The 24702-nt window shown below is 43.8% G+C and carries 15 protein-coding genes; 7 read left to right on the forward strand and 8 right to left on the reverse strand.

The annotated features are described in order from the left end of the window. The first annotated feature begins 3 nt into the window (after nt 1–3). The 4 genes from ACYQ3L_RS07580 to ACYQ3L_RS07595 all read left to right on the forward strand — a co-directional run bounded on the left by ACYQ3L_RS07580 (nt 4) and on the right by ACYQ3L_RS07595 (nt 7351). Nucleotides 4–2481 carry a glutaminase domain-containing protein gene (locus tag ACYQ3L_RS07580; RefSeq protein WP_379994121.1) on the forward strand — a complete coding sequence of 826 codons (2478 nt, stop codon included), beginning with the start codon at nt 4–6 and terminating at the stop codon, nt 2479–2481. A 133-nt stretch (nt 2482–2614) separates the two neighbouring features. Continuing rightward, nucleotides 2615–4669, forward strand: a complete 2055-nt coding sequence (locus ACYQ3L_RS07585; protein WP_379994123.1) for a beta-L-arabinofuranosidase domain-containing protein — start codon at nt 2615–2617, stop codon at nt 4667–4669. 458 nt (nt 4670–5127) lie between these two features. Further along, nucleotides 5128–5268 (forward strand): hypothetical protein, encoded by a 141-nt coding sequence (locus ACYQ3L_RS07590; protein WP_459952372.1) that lies wholly within the window; start codon nt 5128–5130, stop codon nt 5266–5268. Between the two features lie 343 nt (nt 5269–5611). Beyond that, entirely contained in the window at nt 5612–7351 is a 1740-nt protein-coding gene (locus ACYQ3L_RS07595; protein ID WP_379994124.1) for a fibrobacter succinogenes major paralogous domain-containing protein, read from the forward strand. A 246-nt stretch (nt 7352–7597) separates the two neighbouring features. On the opposite strand, the gene tnpC is transcribed toward ACYQ3L_RS07595, so the two are convergent. From tnpC to araD, 7 genes are all read right to left on the reverse strand, one after another. Next, nucleotides 7598–9124, reverse strand: a complete 1527-nt coding sequence (gene tnpC, locus ACYQ3L_RS07600) for an IS66 family transposase (protein ID WP_459952232.1) — start codon at nt 9122–9124, stop codon at nt 7598–7600. 51 nt (nt 9125–9175) lie between these two features. Continuing rightward, nucleotides 9176–9538: an IS66 family insertion sequence element accessory protein TnpB gene (tnpB, locus tag ACYQ3L_RS07605; protein ID WP_459952231.1), complete on the reverse strand. Its 363-nt coding sequence runs from the start codon at nt 9536–9538 to the stop codon at nt 9176–9178. After that, nucleotides 9538–9903: an IS66 family insertion sequence element accessory protein TnpA gene (gene tnpA, locus ACYQ3L_RS07610; protein ID WP_459952230.1), complete on the reverse strand. Its 366-nt coding sequence runs from the start codon at nt 9901–9903 to the stop codon at nt 9538–9540. The genes tnpB and tnpA overlap by 1 nt, the downstream gene beginning before the upstream one ends. Before the next feature lie 988 nt (nt 9904–10891). After that, the gene (locus ACYQ3L_RS07615) at nt 10892–12637 is read right to left on the reverse strand and encodes a sodium:solute symporter (RefSeq protein ID WP_380000254.1); all 1746 of its coding nucleotides are present in this window, start codon (nt 12635–12637) and stop codon (nt 10892–10894) included. 106 nt (nt 12638–12743) lie between these two features. Continuing rightward, entirely contained in the window at nt 12744–14411 is a 1668-nt protein-coding gene (locus tag ACYQ3L_RS07620; protein WP_380000256.1) for a ribulokinase, read from the reverse strand. Between the two features lie 166 nt (nt 14412–14577). Continuing rightward, nucleotides 14578–16080: an L-arabinose isomerase gene (gene araA / locus ACYQ3L_RS07625; protein WP_380000258.1), complete on the reverse strand. Its 1503-nt coding sequence runs from the start codon at nt 16078–16080 to the stop codon at nt 14578–14580. Between the two features lie 67 nt (nt 16081–16147). Next, entirely contained in the window at nt 16148–16831 is a 684-nt protein-coding gene (gene araD, locus ACYQ3L_RS07630) for an L-ribulose-5-phosphate 4-epimerase (RefSeq protein WP_380000260.1), read from the reverse strand. Between the two features lie 270 nt (nt 16832–17101). Between araD and ACYQ3L_RS07635 the strand changes: the two genes are divergently transcribed. Continuing rightward, nucleotides 17102–18325: an IS4 family transposase gene (locus ACYQ3L_RS07635; protein ID WP_459952373.1), complete on the forward strand. Its 1224-nt coding sequence runs from the start codon at nt 17102–17104 to the stop codon at nt 18323–18325. Between the two features lie 84 nt (nt 18326–18409). Here the strand turns inward: ACYQ3L_RS07635 and ACYQ3L_RS07640 are convergent, their stop codons facing one another. Continuing rightward, a complete protein-coding gene (locus tag ACYQ3L_RS07640; RefSeq protein WP_379994278.1) occupies nt 18410–19102 on the reverse strand; it encodes an NUDIX hydrolase in 693 nt (230 codons plus the stop codon). Between the two features lie 295 nt (nt 19103–19397). On the opposite strand from ACYQ3L_RS07640, the gene ACYQ3L_RS07645 reads away from it, so the two are divergent. Together ACYQ3L_RS07645 and ACYQ3L_RS07650 are read left to right on the forward strand one after the other, a co-directional pair. Next, entirely contained in the window at nt 19398–20510 is a 1113-nt protein-coding gene (locus ACYQ3L_RS07645) for a glycoside hydrolase family 43 protein (RefSeq protein WP_379994299.1), read from the forward strand. A 118-nt stretch (nt 20511–20628) separates the two neighbouring features. Then, nucleotides 20629–24606 carry a hybrid sensor histidine kinase/response regulator transcription factor gene (locus tag ACYQ3L_RS07650; RefSeq protein ID WP_379994279.1) on the forward strand — a complete coding sequence of 1326 codons (3978 nt, stop codon included), beginning with the start codon at nt 20629–20631 and terminating at the stop codon, nt 24604–24606. The last annotated feature ends 96 nt before the right edge of the window (nt 24607–24702 follow it).

Genomic DNA, 24702 nt, shown 5'->3' on the forward strand with positions numbered 1-24702 from the left:
AGAATGAAAAATTTACTTTATCTCTTATGCCTCACCGGGCTATTCAGTTGCGGCGGCACAAAAGAACCGGCACAGATTATTAAGAACGATTTACGGGCGCCCGCTTACCCATTGGTAACGATTGACCCTTACACCTCAGCGTGGTCGGCAACCGATAATTTGTATGATGAACCGGTGAAACACTGGACAGGCAAGGAATTTCCTCTATTAGGGGTGATACGTGTCGATGGGAAAGCATATCGCTTTATGGGCGTAGAGCAAACTCCCGTAAAAGCTGTAGCAGGCATGTCTGTAATATCAGCCTGGACAGGCAAATATACATTCAACGCTCCGGCTAAAGGCTGGGAAAAAGCTGAATTTAACGATAATGCCTGGAAAGAAGGACAAGCCGCATTCGGTACGCCAGAGGAAACCAATGTAAACACACTGTGGGAAACCAAAGACATATGGGTACGCCGGAATATAAATCTGGATAAAGACCTGTCGGATAAAAAAGTATTCCTGATATATTCGCATGACGACATCTTCGAGCTGTACATCAACGGCATACAGGTGGTAAAGACGGGATATGAATGGAGGAAAGATGTACAGATCACACTCAGCGATGAAGTGAAAAGCACCCTGAAAGCGGGTAAGAATGTCATTGCAGCACATTGTCACAACAAAATGGGAGGAGCCCTCGTGGATTTTGGCATCTATGTGGAAGATGACATTGAAACATTCCTGAGTACAACAGCTGTACAGAAATCGGCTGATGTACAGGCAACCCATACCCATTATACTTTCGAGTGTGGAAATGTGGGGCTGAAACTCTCTTTCCTTGCGCCACTACTCATGGATGACCTGAATCTCGTGTCACGCCCGGTGAACTATATTTCGTATGACATCAATTCATTGGATGGCAAGGAACACGACGTTCAAATCTATTTCGAAGCCGCGCCAAACTGGGCATTAAATATTCCATCCCAGGAAAGTAAAGCCGAAGGATTTGAAAAAGACGGGCTGCTGTTCCTCAAAACAGGAAGCACCAACCAGAAAGTCCTGGGAAAAAGAGGTGACGATATCCGTATCGACTGGGGTTATTTCTACCTGGGTGGAGAGAAGAACAACTCTACATATAATGTAGGTGACCCTTATCAGATGAGAAACGATTTTGTAAAGAACGGAAAACTTGCAGGAGACGTAAGTTCCAAAGATAATGCCAGTCTGGCCATATCACAAACTCTGGGTAGCGGTAAATCTGCCTCGGGAAAAGTGCTTATCGGATATGATGATATCTATTCCATCCAGTATTTTGAAGAGAATCTTCGCCCATACTGGAATAAGAAAGGCGACAAATCGATAGAGCAGGCTTTTGTTGAAGCCAATAAAGAGTTTATCAGCCTAAGCAACAAATGTAGCGACTTCGACTTCAAACTGATGAATGAAGCCGCTCAGGCCGGAGGAAAAGAATATGCCGAATTGTGTGCGCTTGCTTATCGTCAGGCCATATCCGCACACAAGCTTGTAGAAGCGCCGAACGGAGATCTGTTATTCTTATCCAAAGAAAACAATAGTAACGGATCTATCGGGACAGTAGACGTAACCTATCCTTCCGCTCCATTATTCCTGTACTACAATCCGGAACTGGCGAAAGGCTTGCTCAATCATATCTTCTACTACAGCGAGAGTGGCAAATGGGTAAAACCGTTTCCTGCGCACGATGTCGGTACATATCCTTGGGCCAACGGACAAACATACGGTGGCGACATGCCTGTGGAAGAAGGCGGAAACATGCTGGCACTGACCGCCGCTATAGCCGCTGTGGAAGGAAATGCAAAATATGCTGAAAAACATTGGGATGTACTGACCACATGGACAGATTACCTTGTAGAAAAAGGACTCGATCCGGAAAATCAGCTTTGTACCGACGACTTTGCAGGTCACTTTGCCCACAATGTAAACCTTTCGGTGAAAGCAATTATGGGTATCGCATCTTACGGATACCTGGCAGATATGCTCGGGAAGAAAGACATCGCTGAAAAATATACAGCCAAAGCTAAGGAGATGGCGCAGGAATGGATGAAAATGGCTGATGATGGCGACCACTACCGCCTGACATTCGACCAGCCGGGGACATGGAGCCAGAAATACAATTTGATATGGAACAAGATTCTCAAATTGAATATATTCCCTGAATCTGTGGCTCAGAAAGAAATCTCTTATTATCTGACCAAACAGAATGAATACGGCTTGCCGCTCGACAGCAGGAAAAACTATACGAAGGCCGACTGGATCATCTGGACTGCAACATTGGCTGATGATAACGCGACATTCCTGAAATTTATCACTCCATTGCATAAATTTATGAATGAAACGACCGATCGTGTACCTATGACCGACTGGTACAATACGGACAGTAAAACACATGTCGGATTCAAAGCCCGCTCGGTAGTAGGCGGATATTACATCAAAATGCTAAACGACAAAATGACGAAATAATCTATTATTCTATAGTAATTAAATAAATACTTTAATATTGTACTGGGCTGTGACAGTCCGGTACAATTATTTTCTTTATCAGGATATCATCGGTTATGCGTTCATAAAAACAGAATTAATTTAAATAATACATATGAAAAAAGGTCTTTTAAACAGCTTGATCGCAGTCATATTCCTTTTATGCTGCAATAGCGCTTCCGCATCGAAAGGAGACATCGATGTTACAATTGTGAACCGCCCTTCAGTAAAGGCCATCAATAGTCATTATACAAGCAACAGGGCTCCTTTACTACCTAATAATTTTATAAAATTACCGGTCGGTAAAGTACAACCCAAAGGCTGGACAAAACGTATGCTTGAATTACAGCGGGACGGACTGGCCGGGCAACTGGGCGAAATCAGCGCATGGCTCAACAAAAAGAACAATGCGTGGCTCAATGCCGGAGGAGAGTACGGATGGGAAGAAGTCCCTTACTGGCTCAAAGGATATGGCAATATGGCCTACATACTTAATGATCCGAAAATGCTTGCCGAAACAAAAATATGGATAGAAGCAGCCATAAAAAGCAAGCAAGCCGACGGATATTTCGGCCCCGTCAATGAAAGAGACGGAAAAAGGGAACTCTGGGCTAACATGATAATGTTATGGTGCCTGCAATCCTATTACGAATATTCAAATGATAAACGCGTAATAGACCTGATGACCAATTATTTCAAATGGCAGCTGACCGTTCCTGACGAAAAATTCCTGAAAGACTACTGGGAAAATTCCAGAGGGGGGGATAATATCTATAGTGTGTATTGGCTATATAATATCACCGGAGACTCTTTCCTCCTGGAACTGGTTCATAAAATACACCGCAATACTGCCAACTGGATGCAGGATTCCAGTCTTCCTAACTGGCATAATGTAAATATAGCCCAAGGCTTCCGGGAACCTGCCACCTACTATATGCTCACCAAAGACCCGGCACATCTTCACGCCACCTACAACGTGCACGACCTTATACGCCGTACATTCGGACAAGTATCGGGGGGAATGTTCGGTGCCGATGAGAATGCGCGTATGGGGTATATAGATCCCCGCCAAGGTACGGAAACATGCGGTTTTGTAGAGCAAATGGCTTCGGATGAAATGATGCTGTGGTACACCGGAGATCCGTTGTGGGCAGAACATTGCGAAAATATCGCGTTCAATTCCTATCCCGCCTCTATGATGCCCGACCTGAAATCGTTGCGCTATATCACTTGCCCGAACCATGTGCAGAGCGATTCGGAAAACCACAAACCGGGTATTGATAACGGAGGGCCTTTTCTGGCAATGAACCCGTTCAGCAGCCGTTGCTGCCAGCACAACCACGCGCAAGGCTGGCCATATTTTATAGAGAACCTGATCCTTGCTACTCCTGACAATGGTGTTGCAGCAGCCATCTATGCGGCCTGCGAGGCAAAAGTAAAAGTGGGTGACGGCACTGAAGTCACTATCGGTGAAGATACGCAATATCCGTTTGACGGAGCAATCCTGTTTAAAGTGAGCACACCGAAAAAGGTGAAATTTCCATTCTATCTTCGTATCCCGTCATGGACAAAGGATGCGCAACTGGAAATAAACGGCAAGAAAATCCCAGCGGATATGGTTGCAGGTAAATATGCGTGTATCAACCGTGAATGGAGCAACGGGGATGTCGTAAAAGTTACCTATCCGATGGAGTTCTCGCTAAAAACATGGCAAGTGAACAAAAATAGCGTAAGCATTAATTACGGGCCATTGACCTTATCGCTCAACATCGATGAAGAATACAAGAAGGTGGATAGTAAAGAAAGCGCCATCTGGGACTCGAAATGGCAGGATAATGCCGATCCGTCCAAATGGCCGTCATACGAAATATATCCTAAGACAGCATGGAATTACGCCCTGGTGCTTAACCCGGAAAAACCATTCGGTAACCTTGTTGTTGAAAGAAGGGCATGGCCTGCGGATAATTATCCATTTACCCAACAGAACTCGCCTCTTGTAATAAAGGCAAAAGGGAGACAAGTGCCGTCGTGGAAATTAGATCAATATAAGCTGTGTGGAGTATTACCTAACGAAGACTGTGAGAAATCACCTCAGGTGGATGATATTACACTTGTACCTATGGGTACGGCCCGGTTAAGGATAACTTCCTTCCCGGCATCATACGAATAACTTTATATTTATTAGAGTTTTATCCGGAACGGGACTATCATAATAAAATAGTCCCGTTTTCATTTAACTTTATCAGGAATATTTATCTATATATCAGCTGGCTGCTTTTAGTGGTTAGCTGATAGTTCTTTGAAGTGTTGGATTTAGTATTTAAAAATTTAATGTTTAAGGATTCAATAATTAAAATGCGTAAAAGTTGTCACCTTTGTTACTTTTTAAGAAAGTTACGAGTTACTGCGCCCTAGGGCAGTTACGAGTTACGAGTTGTTAACTACTATCTGACGAGATGCTTCGTTTCTCTCAGCATGACAAACCACGATACTGTTGACTGCTAACTGTTTACTGTTGACTGAAAAAACTGTTACTTCTGTTACTTTATAATTCAAAAATTTTACATAACTTTGTCAAAATCATATATCATCCACTTCCTGAATGAACAATAAAAACCGTTTTCCGCTATGCAAATAACGACGGAAACATATAGAAAAAACACAATATCACACGCCATTTTTCTTCCTGAAAATTTGGCGCTTAATTATATTTTACTAGAGAGAGAGAGAGAGAGAGAGAGAGAGAGAGAGAGAGAGAGTAAGCCTTAGTATTACCTTTCCGGTTATCCTACACATTCTATACGCGCGCGCATTCAATGCATCGCTGAATATATATAAAAACACACAATCAAATCCCGAACTGTTAAATTTATCCCGTGCTGCCAGGCAGGGTGGTTCTGCATTGTATTTTCCCACACGTTATCCCGTTACTTTACATCCCTGTATTCCCGGGGTTGTCAGGTTCCCTAAGTTTTTGCTTACACTGGGAAACTATGAGTACCTGCTGAGCTACATGGAGGTATATACTCCCGGTGCCTTCTCAGGGAAACTCAGGGTAACAATCTTCTTTACAACAAATATATGCAACACAATTTACCCAAAAACATGCTTTATGAAACCAAAGAAAATGAAAACCCTCATGCCGGCCTGTTTGCTGGCTGCGCTATTTGCGCTATTGTCAATGCCATCCTATGCGCAGGTAACTATCGGCGACGGTGTACCTCCGCATGATTTTTCCGTACTGGAGGTTTCCACCGCCAGTACAAAAGCGGGCTTGCGCCTGCCGCATCTGACCACCGCCGAGCGTAACGCCTGGCGTGACTACTTTTTAGGAACTAATACGGGAAACCCTGTAAATCCGTCGGGAAGCGGAGTCACCGCCGACGAATTGATTAATGCTCCCGGGCTTATGATTTACAATACAACGAACAACTGTGTGGAATACTGGAACACCCTGAAATGGGTTTCCTTCTGTGACCAGCCTTGTGCCGACGAGATAACAGGCGTTTCAATCAGTGGCGGGACAACCATCCTCCAGGGGGCAACCACTGCTGTTACCCTGACGGCCACTGCGACGGGAGGAACGGCAAGCTCATATGAATGGTACCTGGGTGGTTCGCCGGTCGGGACAACAACTGCCAATACATACACTGTACCGCAAAACGTCAAAGATGTAGCCGGTACCTACGCCTATACCGTAAAGGCGATAAATGCCTGCTCGGAGACGACCGGCACGGCTCCGGCGATAGTAACGGTATGGCTGGCCGGTTCGGGTACGCTTAGCGGAAGAACCATCTTCGATATCGCACAGGGTAACGACGGCGGAGCTTGCGGCGACCTGGCCGCCCGCGTGCCTTACAGCACCGATTTTACACAGACAGAAGAACAGGACGCCACAGACGGGACGCCTGCGGCGATAAATCCGGATGCGGGTGGTACCTGGCTTTACTCCGGCACACAGGTGTACACCTTTACCCCGTCGGGCAATGTATCGAATGTGCGGTTCGTCTATGTGGAGGATGCTTCCTTAGAGGCTATCGTAAGTATGACACCGAAGGCCGGCTATAGCGGGAACATATCGTCCGGCACCGCTTGTAAAGCCGTAGTAGTTTACAAACCGTCCCTGATGACAGAGCTGTTAGATGTGACCCGTGACAATGCTGTCCATCCCAAATTGTACGCCGTTTACAACGACCAGCCGGACGGAGCGGGGACAGACTATGCTGTCGAACTGACTGTCAGCCTTCAGGATTGCAATTGCTGCGGGGCATTCACCTCAGCAGGCGGCTGGCAGAACTTCCTCTGCTATAACCTAGGGGCTAATTTTATGCTCGAGCCTTTCACTCCTGCTAAATATTTGAATGGAGATTACTACCAGTGGGGCCGCTCTACAGTCGTTGCTACCGTCGATACTCCGGCCGGTCCTATCTCCGGTTTGGATAGTACAAATGCACCTGACGGCTCATGGTCAGACGCTTCAAAAACGGCTAATGACCCTTGCCCTCCGAATTATCGTGTACCAAAAAAATCAGAATGGGAGGGTGTCGTCGATAGCTCACTGAATTCACAAACTCTCGTGGGTACATGGACTGATAACGAATTCAACTTTAGTAGCGGACGGAATTTTGGGCCCTATTTGTTTCTAACGGCTTCTGGCTTTCGTGGTACTGGGAACGGTGTGTTGGGGAGTCGAGGTTTTTTTGGTTTTTATTGGACTAGCAGCCCTGGTGAAAATACACAAAATTCATCATCAAATGCTAAAGTCTTATACTTCGGCGGTATTCCTAATCCTACGGCATTTGGTGAAGGTCAAAGGAATTTTTCACAAACTTTGCGATGTATTGCAGAATAACTCCGTTTTATTTGACTATTCATCTATTCCTCCTCCTGCTTTTAATGCAGGAGGAGTTTAACCAACGATGCAGTACAGAATAAAGGTGTAGCGTAATAGTTCGGGGAATTGCGTCCATAGATCCAGGTGCCAGCAGCCTCGGGCTTATCCATACAAAATAGACAGAGCCGTCCGGTCACATGACCGTCCGGCTCTACTTTATTCGTGTGGCAGACGGCGAACATCGCCGCCCTTGAGGGATTTATATTAATGTTGGCCCGTCGGCAGCCAGGCTCCGGGCAGCAACAGATGCAGGTCTTCCGTTTTGGTATCAGGTAACCGGTTCAGGACATCCGTAAGCCAGGCTTCGGGATTCACGCCATGCAGCCTGCATGTACCCAGCAGGGAGTAAATGATAGCGGCATGGTAAGCAGCCTGATGGCTGCCGCAGAACATATAGTTTTTCCTGCCTACGGCCAGGCCTCTAAGGCCATTCTCGGCACCGATATTGGATATCTGATATCTTCCGTCGATGACATAGCGCACCAGGCGGGGATAAATATTGTAGGTATAAGCGATTGCCTTTCCAATGAGGGACTGCGGCAATACCTTCGGATACTCATCCAGCAGCCAGCGCTCGAAAGCCTTGAGGATGGGATAGGCTTTGGCCTTACGCTCCACAGCAATTTGATCGGGAACATGACAGGTTTCCCTGAACTGCCTCTCCAACCGGTAAAGCAACTGTATTTGATCCATGGCAAAGGATGACCGGGCGGGGTCATTTTTGAGGGCTTGCTCAAATCGTCTGCGGGCATGGTCCCAGCAGCCCAGCAACAAGACATCCTTCTTGTTCTCATATATCCCGTAGGCGGCGTATGCGTCGCTTTGGACGGCTCCCTTAAAGTTTTTCAGCAGTTCTATCACCACTTTCTGCCCTCTCGAGCCGTGGTCGTAATGGAAGAAAAGCTTCCGCTCTTCCGGCGCCTTGACGATCCAGTGGTAGCCTTTACGGGTTGCACCGGGCTTGTCCCTGTCCACTACCGGTATGAAGGTTTCATCCATCTGGATGTAATCCGATGCCAGCACCTGTTTCCTGAGTTCGAGGTATAAGAGTTCCAGCAGGCAGGCTGAACCGGCATTCCAGCCGTTAACGGTAGAAGCGGCCAGTTTTATGCCTTGCCGGCTGAAGATGTCGATCTGACGGTAATAGGGAAGGTGATCCTGGTATTTGCTTACCTGCAGGTGTGCCAGCAGCGACGCTCCTGCGTTACTCTTTGGCAGCGGCAGGGACGGAAGTTCCGCTATAACCACGCCCTGATGGCCGGCCAAGGCATATTTCTTGCGGATAATCCTGCGCACATACAATGTTCCCGGTGTATATTCCAGTATCTCTGTCACTTCCTGACCGATGCAGGTACTTCCTGCGGGTATCGGATCGGGTTCTATGATTTCTTCTTTACGTTCCAATCCGGCTGGCAGTTCCTGGCGTACCGGTTTAGAGGAATTTTCCTTTCTGGCCTCACGTTCGTAAGTAATGGTTTGACGCAACTCTTCAACCAGCGCCTTTTCTTCTTCCGGCAGGCTGTCAACACCCTCGAAGGCCAGGCTCAGCTGGTTGGGATCTTCCTTTACATAGCGTTCAGACGAACGTCCGAACATGGCCCGGCGAAGATAAAGGAGTTCGTCGGTAAGTTTGCTTAGTTTGGATTCCAGGGAAATGTTCCTCGACTCCAACTCCTGTATAACAAGCTTGGATTCGGCTAATAATTCTTCCAGTTCCCGTATCTTTTCCATGTATGAAAGATACACATTTTTTACCGGATATACAAGCGTTAATCCTTTTATTTATAAGGTTTCGACGGGTTTTTCGTATCTTTTTTTGTACACTACTTTTTCCAGGCTGATACCGTCGGTCATCATCACCAGTTCAACCCACTTTAAGCGGTAACAACCTGTCTTTTCATCATAATGAGGGCGGCTGAACTGTCCTTTCTCCAGCCTCTTGTGATAGATAACGTAACCCCCGCTTTCCCAATGTAGCAATTTCAGCGTTCGCCGGCTGCGACTAAGAAAGATAAAAACTTCGCCGCTGGCCGGGTCATGCCGCATAACAGAGGCGACGATTCCCGACAGCGTGTCAAAGCCTTTGCGCATGTCGCAGGCACTCGAATATAAGTAATACTTATCCGTTTCTCCCAGGCTGAACATCAGACTTTGAGTTTTAGCAGTTCGGCCAGCTGGCCCATTCCGATGCCCGGCTCAGCCGGAAGGGCCAGTACCACCCCGTTCGGGTAGCGCACCTCTATACCCCGGACAACTTCGCCGGAGGGCGTATCTACTATCCTGACAGGGACCAGGCGGCAGGGCTCCGGTTCTGCTGCCGGCTCCGACGGTGCTCCCTCTGCGTGAATGGCGTCGTAGCGGTGCTTCCACTTATAGAATGTGTGCTTGGACATGCCCAAGCCTCTATACCACGCTTCGGCTCCCCGTCTACTTGTATAAAAACTTTCTATCAAGGCAAAGCCTTCGGCTTCGCTCAACGCCACTCCTCGCACATAATCGTTCGTTTCCATAGGTTTTTTCCTCAAAGGTAAGAACTCGCGTACGGCTTTGCAAGACGCGGTTACCCGAACTATTACGGTGTAGCCACTCCACCCCGCTCGCGCAGACGTCCCGTCTGTGTGTTGCGTAGCAAACATTTTTGCACTGTCAACAAGACACGGACTGGAAGTCCGCGCCAGCGGAGACAAACGAATCAGAGGCCGTATCTTTATGGGAAAATTTTATCTATATATGTAGCTGATAACCTTTGGCTGTTAGCTGATAGTTCTTTGAAAGAATGGAATAAGTGGTAAGTTTAAAGTAATAAGTAGTAAGTGATAAGTTTTGTCGCTTTGCGCCATTGCCTCGCCTTCGCTTCGGCGATTTTCAATTACATACGCTTTGCCCCCCTGCTCGCGCAGACGTCCCGTCTGTGTGCTGCGTAGCAGACATTTTTGCTCTATCAAGCAAGACACGGACTGGAAGTCCGCGCCAGCGGGGACAAACGAATCAGAGGCCGTATCTTTATGAAAAAATTTTATCTATATATGTAGCTGATAACCTTTGGCTGTTAGCTGATAGCTCTTTGAAGTGTTGATTAAAGTAGTTACGAGTTACTTCCCCTGCGGGCAGTTACGAGTTACAAGTTGGCTGGCGTTTTGTTTTGTTTCACGCAAAGACGCAAAGGCGCAAAGTTTTACATCTTACGAGTTATTGACTGATGACTGATAACTGTTGACTGTAAATAGTGTTACCTTTGTTACCTTTTAAGAAAGTTACGAGTTACTGCGCCCTAGGGCAGTTACGAGTTACAAGTTGTTAACTACTATCTGACGAGATGCTTCGTTTCTCTCAGCATGACAAACCACGATACTGTTTACTGATTACTGTTTACTGTTAACTGATATATCTGTTACTTTTTAACATTTTCATAACAGGACGAAAAAGGCAAAAACAAAAAGCAAGTGCATTTTTCAATACACTTGCTTTCATCTAAGTACTTATTATAAATTGTCTTCTTTACCAGAAATACATATAGAACGCCACACAAAGAGCGACAACCCCGAGCGATGCGATAACATCCCATTTGTTCCAGCTCTTTCCGATAACTTTCTTGTAATCGTCGGTGAAAGTTATAGCCTCTATCTGTTGTGCCGTTGGCTTCGCTGTGAAGAACGATACTACTACCATCAGCAACATGATGAAGACAAGCAACCATATCTCAAAAATAAGCCAGTTGGTTTGCCAGAACCAGGTAGTGCATTCCCAGTACCAGCCGGTCATTATGTCTTTACCTGTATTTGTAAATATATTGGTCAGCAAACGTACCATACCGATAATAAAGCCCACGATCATACCTACTTCACCGGCCTTAGGCGTAATCCTTTTGGAGAATATACCCAGTGCGAATACAGCCACCATTGCAGGCGCAAGCAGCGATTGAATACCTTGCAGATAGTCGTACAGGCTACCGAGGCTCATCATGACAGGTATCCATACAATACCGAGTACTACAACGACAACTGTGGCAATACGACCTACCAGAACGTAAGTATCCTCGCTCTTGCCTTTAAACATCGGCTTATAAAAGTCCTCTGTAAACAATGTGGCACAGGAATTGAAGAATGCAGCCAAAGAAGCAACCAATGCCGATATAAAGCCTATGGTAACAATCCCTTTCACTCCGGCAGGCAATACAAACTTAACCATTGACCCGAAAGCCGTATCAGGATCGTCGAGTGTAAAGCCGCTGTCGGGGCGTGCCGCCAATGCCGCAGCTACCATACCCGGTATCAGGAACATAAATACAGGCAATAGTTTGAAATATCCGGCAGCGATAGTACCCCTGCGTGCACGTTTCATCACTACATCGTTATCTTCACCTTTACGTTGCCCGAGTACACGCTGAACTATATGTTGGTCGGTACACCAATACCAGAAACCGATAATAGATGCTCCGATAAATACCCAAAAGCCGGGATAGTCATCATACAACGGGTCGCCCGTACTGAAGTGGAACATATGGTTTGTGCCGTATGCAACACCATCTTCTCCTACATTCAGCGTTTTAGCATAGTCGATCATCGCGGTCCAGCCTTCAGGAATACTGCCACCGCCGAGCGCCGACAATCCGAGGAAAAGCACAAGGAACGAACCTGCTATAAGTATAGGAGTCTGGATCGCAGACAATGTCATCACACCTTTCATTCCTCCGAGAACAGTAAAGATACCCGTTAAGACGATTAAGCCGATAGCCCCGTACCAGAAAGGCAAGCCAAGAAGGCTCTCCATGAAGATACCTCCGGTAAATGCCGTTACGCTCACTTTGGTAAGCACGTATGCTATAAGAGTGATGATAGATAACCACGAACCCGTAGCCGGGGTGTAACGATATTTGAGGAAATCGGGCATTGTGATGATTTTACCCATCTTATTGTTCATAAGCTGATAGAAAGGTACAAACAGCCAACCCAGGATAAGTATCATCCAGCCTTGCATTTCCCAGTGCGCCATACCCACACCTGCTTTTGCTCCTGTTCCGGCAAGCCCTACGAGATGCTCCGAACCAATGTTTGCGGCAAAGATAGCCGCACCGATGATGTACCATGGCTCCCCTTTACCGAACAGATAGTCTTCGCTACTGGCACCCTGTTGCAGGCGCTTATCTTTTTGTATCGAACGCCAAACGGCCCATGTCACCGCTAATATCCCGACTGCGATAATTACCCAGTCGAGCCAAATAAATTCATGTGAATTCCAGTTCATAGTATTTTATAATTAGAAGTGAAAAACTAAAAGTGAAAAATGAAAAATAAAGACCCAATCATTGTCGCTTCGCATAATTTTTCACTTTTCACTTTTCATTTTTCATTTAGTTAAATAATTCTGTTTCTGTGAATTTACCCAGCTTCTGATATTTAGCATATAATTTCATATATACCTCATGCTTGGCCATATCAGGTTTATATTCAAAAGCAAAACCTTGTCCCATTGCTTTTTGCGCGGCCTTAATATCAGGATGAATACCAGCAGCTACCGATGCAAACATAGCAGCACCGAATGCGCAAGCCTGCTCCGATTTAGCTACTTTGATCGGCATACCCAGCACATCGGCCAAAGTCTGCATAACAAGCGGCGATTTCAAAGATATACCACCGATGCCGATTACGCTGTTTATTTCGATGCCATTTTCAAGGAAACGGTCTACAATAGCCTTGGAACCGAATGCCGTAGCTTCTACCAAAGCTTTAAATATGAGCGGCGCAGAACTGGCAAGGTTCAATCCTGTAATGGTACCTTTCACCAATTGATTGGCATCAGGTGTGCGGCGTCCGTTCATCCAGTCGATAGCCAGTACCGAGCTTTCCGATACAGGTATTCTCTCCGCTTCTTTCGATAAGGCAGGGATCATCTTATCTAAAGCTTCTTCTATCAGTTTATCTTTTGTAGCCTGATCGACCAACGCAGATTCTTTCAGTATCTTTTCCAAAGGCCATGCCAACACGGACTTAAACCATGCGTAGATATCTCCGAAACCCGATTGTCCGGCTTCAAGGCCGATCATACCCGGAATAACAGAACCGTCTACCTGTCCGCAAATACCCGGAACAAGTTTACCATGCATATCTTCATACGAAGCCACCATAATATCGCAAGTAGAAGTCCCGATGACACGGACGAACGTTTTAGGCTCGATCTCCGCTCCTACTGCACCCATATGGCAGTCGAAAGCTCCGACACCTACCGCTACATTTGTTGTCAGGCCTAATCTTTCAGCCCATTCCGGCGTAAGGTTACCGACTTTTACATCACTTGTATATGTTTCGTGGAACAGTCTGTCTCTGAAACCTTTCAGTTCGGGAGCCACTTCTACAAGGAATTCTTCGGTAGGGAGCCCGTCCCATTCTTTCAGCCACATGGCCTTATGTCCGGCAGCACAACGGCCTCTTACTATATCGGCAGGCTTTGTAGTCCCTGTAATTAATGCAGGCATCCAGTCGCAATGTTCCACCCAACTGTATGCATCGTTTACAATGGATTTATCAGCTTTCAGTACATGAGCGATTTTTGCCCAAACCCATTCGCTGGAATAAATACCGCCTTCATATGCTGTATAATCGATAGGCCATCGTTTAGCTACTTCGTTGATTTTTGCCGCTTCTTTGATAGCAGTGTGGTCTTTCCATAAGATGAACATTGCGTTCGGATTTTCTGCAAATTCGGGACGCAACGCCAGTATCTGTCCGTCTTTGTCGATCAGGGCAGGAGTGGAACCGGTAGTATCGAACGACATGCCGACAACAGCTTCAGCGGTTCCGGCAGGTGATTTACTCAAAGCTTCCTTCACCGATTCTTCCAATGCCTCAACGTAATCGAGCGGATGTTGCCTGTATTGATTGGCCTGAGGGTCGCAATACTGACCCTTCATCCATCTCTTATAATATTTTACAGACGAAGCTATTTCTTTTCCGGATTGAGCTTCGATGATTACTGCCCGACAGGAATCTGAGCCATAATCAAGTCCGATTGTATATTTCATATTTATATTAGTTTGGGCCCCCTCAATCCCCCAAAGGGGGAAGCCGGATAGGCTATAATTTAACTTTCTCTTGTTATTTTTCCCCTTGTCTTGATTTCCCCTCCGGGGGACAGGGACTAAAAAATAGGGTACTGAGAATAATCACTACTCACAGTACCCCAGAACCTTAATTTAACGATTTATTTAATAAGTAGTACACTTCATTTACTTTCAACTCAAACTTGAAGTTGTTTATAGTTGTATTTTCATCGATAGTCACCAGTTCGATACCTGCGATATCGGCATAGTCTTCCAACATCTCGGTAGTTACAGAGAAGGAGAAGCTTGAATGGTGAGTACCTCCTGCCAGAATCCATGCTCCTGCACCCACTTCGAGGTTAGGCATCGGTTTCCACAAGGCACAGGCCACTGGTAATTTTGGCAGCGGTTTAGGTTCTACCACTTTCACTTCATTTACAATCATACGGAAACGATTTCCCATATCTACGATTGTCGCAGCTACACCTTCACCCTTATGAGCCTGGAATACCAGACGGGCACAAGTGCGGGCATCGCCTATACCTAAGAAATGAACTTCGATACGTGGTTTTGTACCTGTTATATCGGGATTGATCTCGAGCATGTGAGATTGCAGAATAGTGCTGTTCTCACCGTCGAAATTCAATGTGTAATCTTCAAGGAATGACTGTCCGCCCGGCAGACCCTGTCCCATCACCCACATTGTGCGAACCAATGCAGCCGACTTCCAGTCTCCTTCGGCTCCGAATCCGTAGCCTTCCGCCATAAGACGCTGAGAAGCAAATCCCATCAATTGTTTCATGCCTGCCAACTCGTTGAAGCTGGTAGTAAACCCTTTGGCTCCTTTGTCCTGAAGGAAACGGCGAAGACCGATTTCCTGAGCTGCAGCATCGCGCACAAACTGGTATTTTTCGGCCCCTTTTTTACAATCGGCAGCAAAGTCATATATCTTTTCGTACTCAGTAATCAACGCATCTATTTCAGCATCTGTAACTGCTTCTACATATGGAACCAAAGTCGCAATCGGAGCATTGTCTACGTGATAACCCAGACGCATTTCAGCTTCTACCTTATCTCCGTCTGTTACAGCAACATTGTTCATATTGTCTCCAAAGCGGATGATAAGCATATCCTGAGAATCTGCCCATCCTGCGCAAACACGCATCCAGTTCGCTATCTTAGCCTGAACGCCTTCTTCGCTCCAGTGACCTACAACCACTTTGCGGTTTTTGCGCATACGGCTCACCATATGTCCGAATTCACGGTCTCCATGAGCCGACTGGTTCAGGTTCATGAAGTCCATATCTATTTCATTCCAAGGAATTTCTTTATTGAACTGTGTATGAAGGTGCATCAATGGTTTTCTCAGATTCTGAAGCCCTTTAATCCACATTTTAGCAGGCGAGAACGTATGCATCCAAGTGATAACACCGACACATTTTGTATCATTATTTGCTTCTTTGAATACTTTCTCAACTTCCGGAGAAGAATTGGCCGTACCTTTGTAAACAATCTTTACAGGAAGTTTGCCTGAATCATTCAGAGCCTTTACCATTTGTGTAGAATGGGAGTCTACTGCAACTACTGCATCTCCACCATATAACAATTGTGCGCCGGTTACAAACCAGACTTCTAAATCTTTGAAATCCATGATATTAATAAATTATGAGTTATAAATTATGAGTTATAAGTATTTACTGTTAGCTGTTAACTGACTCTTACTGTCCGTAATATGCACCCGGACCATGTTTTCTGAAAAAGTGCTTTTTTATCAGCTCCTCATTCATTTTCAGTTGAGGATTGATTGAATAGGCTATATATGCCATTTTGGCTACCTGTTCCAATACTACAGCATTGTGTACAGCATTATGCGCATCCTTACCCCATGAGAAAGGACCGTGGTTATTTACCAGTACTCCCGGTGTGTAATCGGCATTCAGATCAGAAAAGCGCTCTATAATCACGTTTCCTGTTTCCAGTTCGTATTTGCCTTCGATCTCAGCCTTTGTCATCTGCCTTGTACATGGGATTTCATCTTTGAAATAGTCGGCATGGGTAGTACCAATGTTAGGTATATCACAACCGGCCTGAGCCCACGATGTCGCATATGTGGAATGGGTATGTACAATCCCTCCGATATTCGGAAAAGCTTTATATAATACAAGATGGGTAGCCGTATCCGAAGATGGTTTCAGCTTACCGTCCACAATATTCCCGTCCAAATCTAGAACGACCATGTCTTCAACCTTCATTGTATCGTATGATACACCTGATGGTTTAATCACAACCAATCCTTTTTCGCGATCGACTGCACTGACATTTCCCCAAGTGAAAATTACCAATCCGTGTTTTACTAAATCGAGATTAGCGTCAAATACTTCTTTTTTAAGTGATTCCAACATAATGGTATATATGGTTCAATTACTATTATAAGGCTCTCTTTAAATAAGTGTAGCGTTTACACTTGCAATGTTAGCAATAAGTGTTTAGATGCACACTTATTTATCATATGTTGTAAAACATATTTAATAAAAAAAGAGAGTAAAATACCAGGAGTGGTCGGAAGAAATATCTTCCGACTATTTTTTTATATAATCATTTGATATTAAGCTGATTATGTTTGTTTTTATCACATAGTTTTATTATCTTTAAGTATTGATAATCATATATTTATGGCAATATTTAAAGATCATAGGATTGGAATAAATCAACTATTGGGAGTTATTCCAGAGGCACTTTTAAGTCATTTATCCGAAAATACAAAAGTTGACTATTATTCAAAAGTTCTGCATGGCAAGAAATTGTTTTACCTTTTGATGTATGGCATTTTAGAGAATGACAGATTAAGTCAGCGAACCTTAGAGGATACCTTTAATGATCCAGTCTTCAAGATGCTTTTTAACTTAGACAAATCAGAGAGTGTTCGCCGAAGTTCCATATCAGAACGGCTTTCTAAGATTGATGCGGACTTCTTCAAACAAATATATGAATGTATTTATGAACAATTCTCAGCAGCCTATTCATCGACAGAAAAAGAGGAATATAATCTGATACGAGTTGATTCTTCAATGGTAAGTGAAGCTTGTAGCAAACTCTTAGAAGAAGGTATTGACCATAAAAACGGAAAGAAGTCAGTTAAGTATAGCATTGCTTTTGATGGCATTTTACCTTGTGATGTTAAGATATTTACAGACTCCAAATACTCTGGCGAAGAAACAGCTTTACCTGAGGTTATAAGAAGTCATGTGAAACAAGAAACCGGACATCACAATATTTACATTTTGGACAGAGGATTGCAGTCAGCTAGAACCATGAAAGATTTTTCCGGAGAATCTATCCCTTTTATAATAAGAGCAAAAGAGAATCGAAAACATGTTGAACTAAAATCCTTGAAAAGCGATGATATTGATCTAGACTTGGGTAGTTTGATGCTTTTGAAAGATAGTGAAGTTTATTTATATACCGGTAAGCCTATTAATAATAAACGAGGTAATATCCATTACAAAGAAGAGCTGGTAGAAGTACCTTTTCGCTTAATTGTAGCACAAAGCAAAGATGATCCTGATAAAGAATTTTGGTTTATCACCAATGTGCTTAACTTATCAGCCAAAGATATTACGGACGCTTACAGGCGAAGGTGGGATATCGAAGTATTCTTCCGATTTATAAAGCAGGAACTAAATGTGAGTACTCTTGTGTCACTCAATAAAAATGGAATAAAAGTTATCCTATATATGACTTTGATTGTGGCTATACTTATCTTGATATATAAACAGGCTAATAAACTTGGATATAAAACTGCTAAAAGAAGATTTTCCATGGAATTGAGAAACCTGATTATATCTATGATTGTTGTGCAGTGTGGTGGTGATCCTTCTATTTTCTTCAAAACGTAGAAAACAAAAAGTGATCGGAATTTCTTCCGACCACTCCTGGTAAAATACTCTCTTTTAAGTCCTTGTTTAAATACTATTTTATTTTTACAATGAAAAGTAATATCCTTTTTGGAGCAACTGATCATACTTCTCTTTATTAAAAGTATAATAGAATGCACCTCTCTTCGAACTCGACTTATCTTTTTCATCTTGTTTTTCGAGTATCTCCATTTCCAGAATCTTTTTACGAAAATTACGTTTATCCAGCGTTGTCTGGTAAATGGCTTCATAAAGCGCCTGCAGTTGGGGCAAAGTGAATTTTTCGGGCAACAGGTTAAAACCAATTGGCTGTGTTGCCGTTTTCCTTCTCAATATTTCGATCGTATCGCGCAGCATCTGGTTGTGGTCGAATACGAGTTTACCCACTTTTTCCACTTCTTCCCATCTGGCATTATGTATCTCACATACATTTTCGTCGAACATTTCCAGGTCTATCAGGGCATAATAAGCTATGGATACAACCCGCTCACCTTCGTCACGACCGATTTCACCATAAGTACCGACCTGCTCCATATATACATCCTGGATACCCGTATATTCGAGAACGACACGGGAAACAGTTTCCGACAGGCTTTCATCCGATCGCAAAAATCCTCCCATCAGCGTATCCTGGCCTTCCTGCGGTTCAAATTTCCGCTTCGATATGAGCAAATACAATTTACCATCCTTAAAACCGAGGATTATACAATCGACTGAGACGTAGAACTTTTCCTGTTCTCTATAAAATAATGGAGTCATGTATGTGTTTTTATATTTATGCAAAAAGATGCATAATTCAAGTTTATTAAGTGTACTAAATACGTTTTATTTTTCAACCAGCAAATATAGTATATTTTTTCTTTTCACAACATTTTAAATAGCGAAATTATAGTCGTGAATCGGATCGTAATATACAAAAGTTTCCTGAAAACTCTGATGAATTCGTTTCACAATCAGGTTTATCTGGTAAAAAAGTTTAACTTTAAGCCTGATTTCAAAAAAATGCTTATTGTTTAGCCTAAGTATATTCGTTTAATATATCATTATCATGAACCTGACGTTAAAGTTTCCGCTCATCCTTATTATATTACTCACACTGATATCTTCCTGCAAGAAAAAGGAAGCAAACTCCAAACAATCCGGCGATGCCCCGGCCGAAACATATACCAATCCGCTATTACAAACAGGAGCACGCCCCTGGGCCACGTATAATAACGGCCATTATTATTATCTGCAGGATGCCGATGATAAGATTATCCTATGGCAGACAGAAGATATTACCGACCTGAAAAATGCGCCAAGTAAAGAGGTCTGGATACCCAAAGATAAGAATAATTCGTTTCATATCTGGGGTCCGGAACTGCACCGCATAGATAATAAGTGGTATATCTATTTTGCAGCAGATGACGGGAATACGGATAACCATCAGATTTATGTCATTGAAAACACATCAAAGAGCCCCTTTGATGGTGAATTTACAATGAAAGGGCGCATAAAAACGGATAAAGATGACAATTGGGCTATTCTTCCGAGTGTATTCACTCATAATGATAAGCTGTACATGATCTGGTCAGGTTGGCAAAAGCGCAGGATAGAAGCCGAAACCCAATGCATTTATATTGCCAGGATGGAGAATCCGTGGACTTTGGCTTCGGACAGGATACTCATCTCCAGGCCTGAATATGAATGGGAACGGCAATGGATAAATCCGGACGGAAGCAAAACCGGCTATCCTATCTATGTGAATGAAGATCCGCACTATTTCTATACCAAAGATAAGGGTAAGGTACTAATCTATTATTCGGCCAGCGGCACATGGACACCATATTATTCTGTAGGGATGCTATACGCCGATACAAACAGCGACTTGCTGAATCCTTCGTCATGGACAAAATCGGACAAGCCTGTTTTTGTCCAGAATCCCGAAAACCAGGTGTTTGGCACGGGCAGCCCCTGCTTTATACCATCTCCCGACCAAAAGGAGATATATTTTCTTTATCAGGCGCGCGCCATAGACAAAGAGCCTTACGGCTCCCTCCCTTCCGGGGATATGGATACGCGTTCGCCCCGATTGCAAAAGATGGAATGGGGAGATGATGGTTTCCCTGTTTTTGGGGAAGCATTATCCGAGGCGGATAAGATAAAGAAACCATCGGGTACAAAGTAACGAGACCGCAGGCTTATCCACTGCTTTTGTATCTGCGGCAGCAATAGCTGGTTACAATGGGACAATATTACATTAAATGCTATCTTTTACTTATAATGCATACCATCTGGAAAAAACAATGAAGAGACTTTGGCTATTTTTTCTGTTGATATATCTTTTTGCGGACACCCTGACCGCACAGCAGTTCTTTTTCAAAAAGTATCAGGTAGAGGACGGGCTGTCGCACAATTCGGCATGGTGCATATTGCAGGACAGTTATGGTTTCATGTGGTTCGGGACGAGCGACGGGCTTAACCGGTTCGACGGCAGAAAATTTAAAGTATACAGAAATGACATACAGGATAGTTTCTCGCTGGGCAACAATTCCGTCCAGTCCTTATTCGAAGATAAAAACAGGAATATCTGGGTAGGTACAGGCAGTGGCATGTATGTATATGACCGGAAAGAAGACAAGTTCAGGCATTTCGATAAAAAAACACAATATGGAGTTTCCATTAGCGGAGAAGTAAAGAAGATAATAAAAACAAGCAAAGGGCTTATCTGGATAGCGACCCTGGGACAGGGCCTTTTCGTTTACAATCCCGAAACAGATACCCTAAGCCAGAACAGCCAATATTCCTCATTTGTATGGGATATATGCGAAGATAACTCTTCGCGTATCTATTCTTCCTCATTGCAGGAAGGGCTTATATGCTATGATAAAGACGGTAAATATATAGAATCATTCACACTGTTTCCGGATAAAAGAGATTTCGGAAATCTAAAAATCAACTGCATACAAGCTTTTGGCGACAAAGTATGGTTCAGTGTGGGAACAAATAATCTGGGTATGCTCAATAATACCACAAAGCAGGTATCATATTTCAGCAGCAGCCAGAATATAGGCACTATACGGGCTATTTCCCAATTTTCGGAATGGGAGCTTCTTGTAGGTTCCGACAATGGTTTATATATATTTAATATACAGCACAATGAGTTCATACGCATCGACAATCCTTTAGACCCGCGCAGCCTGAGCGACCAGTCTATCTACAGCATATTAAAGGACATTGAAGGCGGCTTCTGGATTTCGACTTATCTGGGGGGAGTAAATTATCTTCCGCAACAGACAAAAGTATTCGAATATTATAGCCCCACTTATGCCCCGCTCCTGAGTACGGGTAAAGTCATCAGCCGTTTTTGCGAAGATAAGGACAGGAACATCTGGATTGGTTCACAAGACGGGTTGAAATTTCTTAATCACAGCACCCAAAAGCTGGAAACACATATTATTCCCGGAAAAATACAAAAACTGGATATCCGTTCGTTACTCCTCGATGGAGAGAATCTCTGGATAGGAACCTATGCCGAAGGGCTGAAAGTATATAATCCCGAAACAAACAAAATGACGGAGTATTATCATGCCAGGGAATCGTCTGTTACAATCTGCAGCAACGATGTCCTGTCGCTTTACAAAGACAGCAGGGACGATATCTACATCGGTACCAGCTGGGGACTCTGCAAGTATAACCGGACAAAAGACAATTTCGAAACGCTCAATTTTGTCGGGACTATGACTTCCGTCTCTGATATACTGGAAGATAATGAGAACCAATTGTGGGTAGCGACATACAACTCCGGCGTATTCCGATTTGATCCTCAAAACAATCAGTGGAAGCATTATACTCATGACGAAAAAATATCCAGCTCGATAACCAGCAATGCTATAATAACTCTTTTCAAAGATTCGGGAGGCAGAATATGGTTCGGCTCCAATGGCGGAGGCTTATGCTATTTTGATACGGCAACCGGGTCGTTTACCGACTTTGACCCGCATAATCAAGCCTTGCCAAACAATGTCATTTACTCCATCGAAGAAGATAACCATGGGGACTTCTGGATATCGAGCAACGCCGGGCTGCTGAGAGTGAATCCAAAAGAGAAGGCAATAAGAAAACTTTTCACACAAGAAGACGGACTGCAAAGCAACCAGTTCAACTATAAAGCTTCCCTGAAAGCCAGTACAGGTAAACTATATTTTGGCGGCATAAACGGGTTCAATGCTTTTTATCCTCACGAGTTTAAAGAAAACAGCTATATACCACCTGTCTATATTGTCGATATCAGGTTGTACAACACCGACGAAAGCAGGAGCAAAGAACTGCTCAACTTATCCGAACCCATATATATGGCCAAACAAATAGTTCTGCCCTACGACAATAACAGCATTGTACTTGAGTTCAGCGCCCTCAGTTACGAAGAACCCAACAGGAACAGGTATATGTATATGCTGGAAGGCTTTGATAAAGATTGGGTGAATAGCGAAAACTCAAATACCGCGTCTTATACCAACTTACCTCCCGGACAATACACATTCAGGGTAAAAGGCGCAAACAATGATAACAAATGGAATGAACAGGGTACAAGTATAAAAATTAGGATTTCGCCTCCCTGGTGGAGATCTATACCTGCATATATCATTTACGCATTATGTGTCGCAGGCTCTGTTTTCTTTCTGATCAGGTATTTCATTACCCGGTCGAACAGAAAACTGGGACGGCAGATGGAAGAATACCGCATAGAAAAAGAGAAAGAGGTATATCAGTCCAAGATCGGCTTCTTTATCAACCTGATACACGAAATAAGAACCCCTTTGAGCCTGATAAAGCTGCCACTGGATAAATTGAGTGAAAAACAGCAGGAAGATGCAAAATCATCTAATTACCTGACGGTTATCAACAAGAACGTAAATTATTTACTCGACATCGTCAACCAGCTTCTCGATTTTCAAAAAATAGAGAATCAGAACATGCAACTTATTCTTAAAGAAGAAAATATAAACAGCCTCTTGCTGGAAATATATACACAATTTATCCATTCGGCAGAACTGAAGCATATCAGCTTAACCATTTTGTTGCCACAGAATGAGCTCCTGGCCCAGGTAGACAAAGAAAAAATTACCAAGATTATCATTAATCTTCTAAGCAACGCCATTAAATTCACAGAATCGAAGATAGAACTCCGGTTAGAATCATTTGACGGGCATTTCGAAATAAGCGTAACAGACGACGGGCCGGGTATCCGCGATGAAGAGAAAGTCAAGATATTCGATGCATTTTATCAATCGGAAGCAAAAAGCAATACCAGTACAGGAACAGGCATAGGGTTGGCCTTTTCAAAAATGCTGACCGAAAACCACAAAGGCAGTTTGTCCCTGGGTGATAATGATTGGGGAGGGGCATCATTTGTGCTGTCTATCCCCAAGTTGTATAGTGAGGAAAAATTCAATGAGGCTGCCCGTGCAGAGGACATCGTTGAATCGTCCGATATACTGAATACCGGAAATGACACGGCTGCTTCATTCAAAGATTTCAGGGTACTATTGGTAGAAGATAATATGGAATTGCTTAATATGGTTGCGGATTCGCTGGCGCCTTTCTTCTCCATATTGAAATCGGGCAACGGCAAAGAGGCCTTGGAAATATTATCCGAAAACAGTGTCGATCTTATTGTGAGTGATGTGATGATGCCTGAAATGGACGGGTTCGAATTGTGCAAAACCGTTAAATCCGACATTAACTATAGCCATATACCCGTTGTCTTGCTAACGGCAAAAGTGACACTGGATGCAAAGATAGAAGGTATGGAATACGGTGCCGATGTGTATCTCGAAAAACCTTTCTCAATCAGGCAATTGCATAAGCAGATCGAAAATCTGCTGAAACTGAAACTATCCCTCCGGAAAATAATAACAACATCTCCTTCCACACCGGCTATAGACATAGCTATGCCCAAGAAGGACAAGGAGTTTATCGAGAGGCTTCATGCCGAAATAGAAAAACACATTACCGAGCCGGATTTTTCTATCGATACGATTGCTGAAACCATGTTTATGAGCCGTTCCAGCTTCTACCGCAAAATGAAAGGTATCACAGGCTTGTCTCCGAACGATTACCTGAAGACGTTCCGCCTGAATAAAGCGGCAGAACTGCTGCGTGACGGAGAATTACCTATCTCTGAGATATGTGAGAAAGTAGCATTTAGCTCCTCCTCTTATTTCGCGAAGTGCTTCAAGGCGCAGTTTGGGGTATTGCCGAAAGATTATCCGGGTAATTAAAAAAAACACTTATATAAAAGAAAAGAATATTTTTATTTTTATCTTAGTGCACCGGAAACTCAGACTATAAATCAATTCATTAGTGAAGTTTTCGTT

The sequence above is a fragment of the Dysgonomonas termitidis genome (assembly GCF_054657735.1).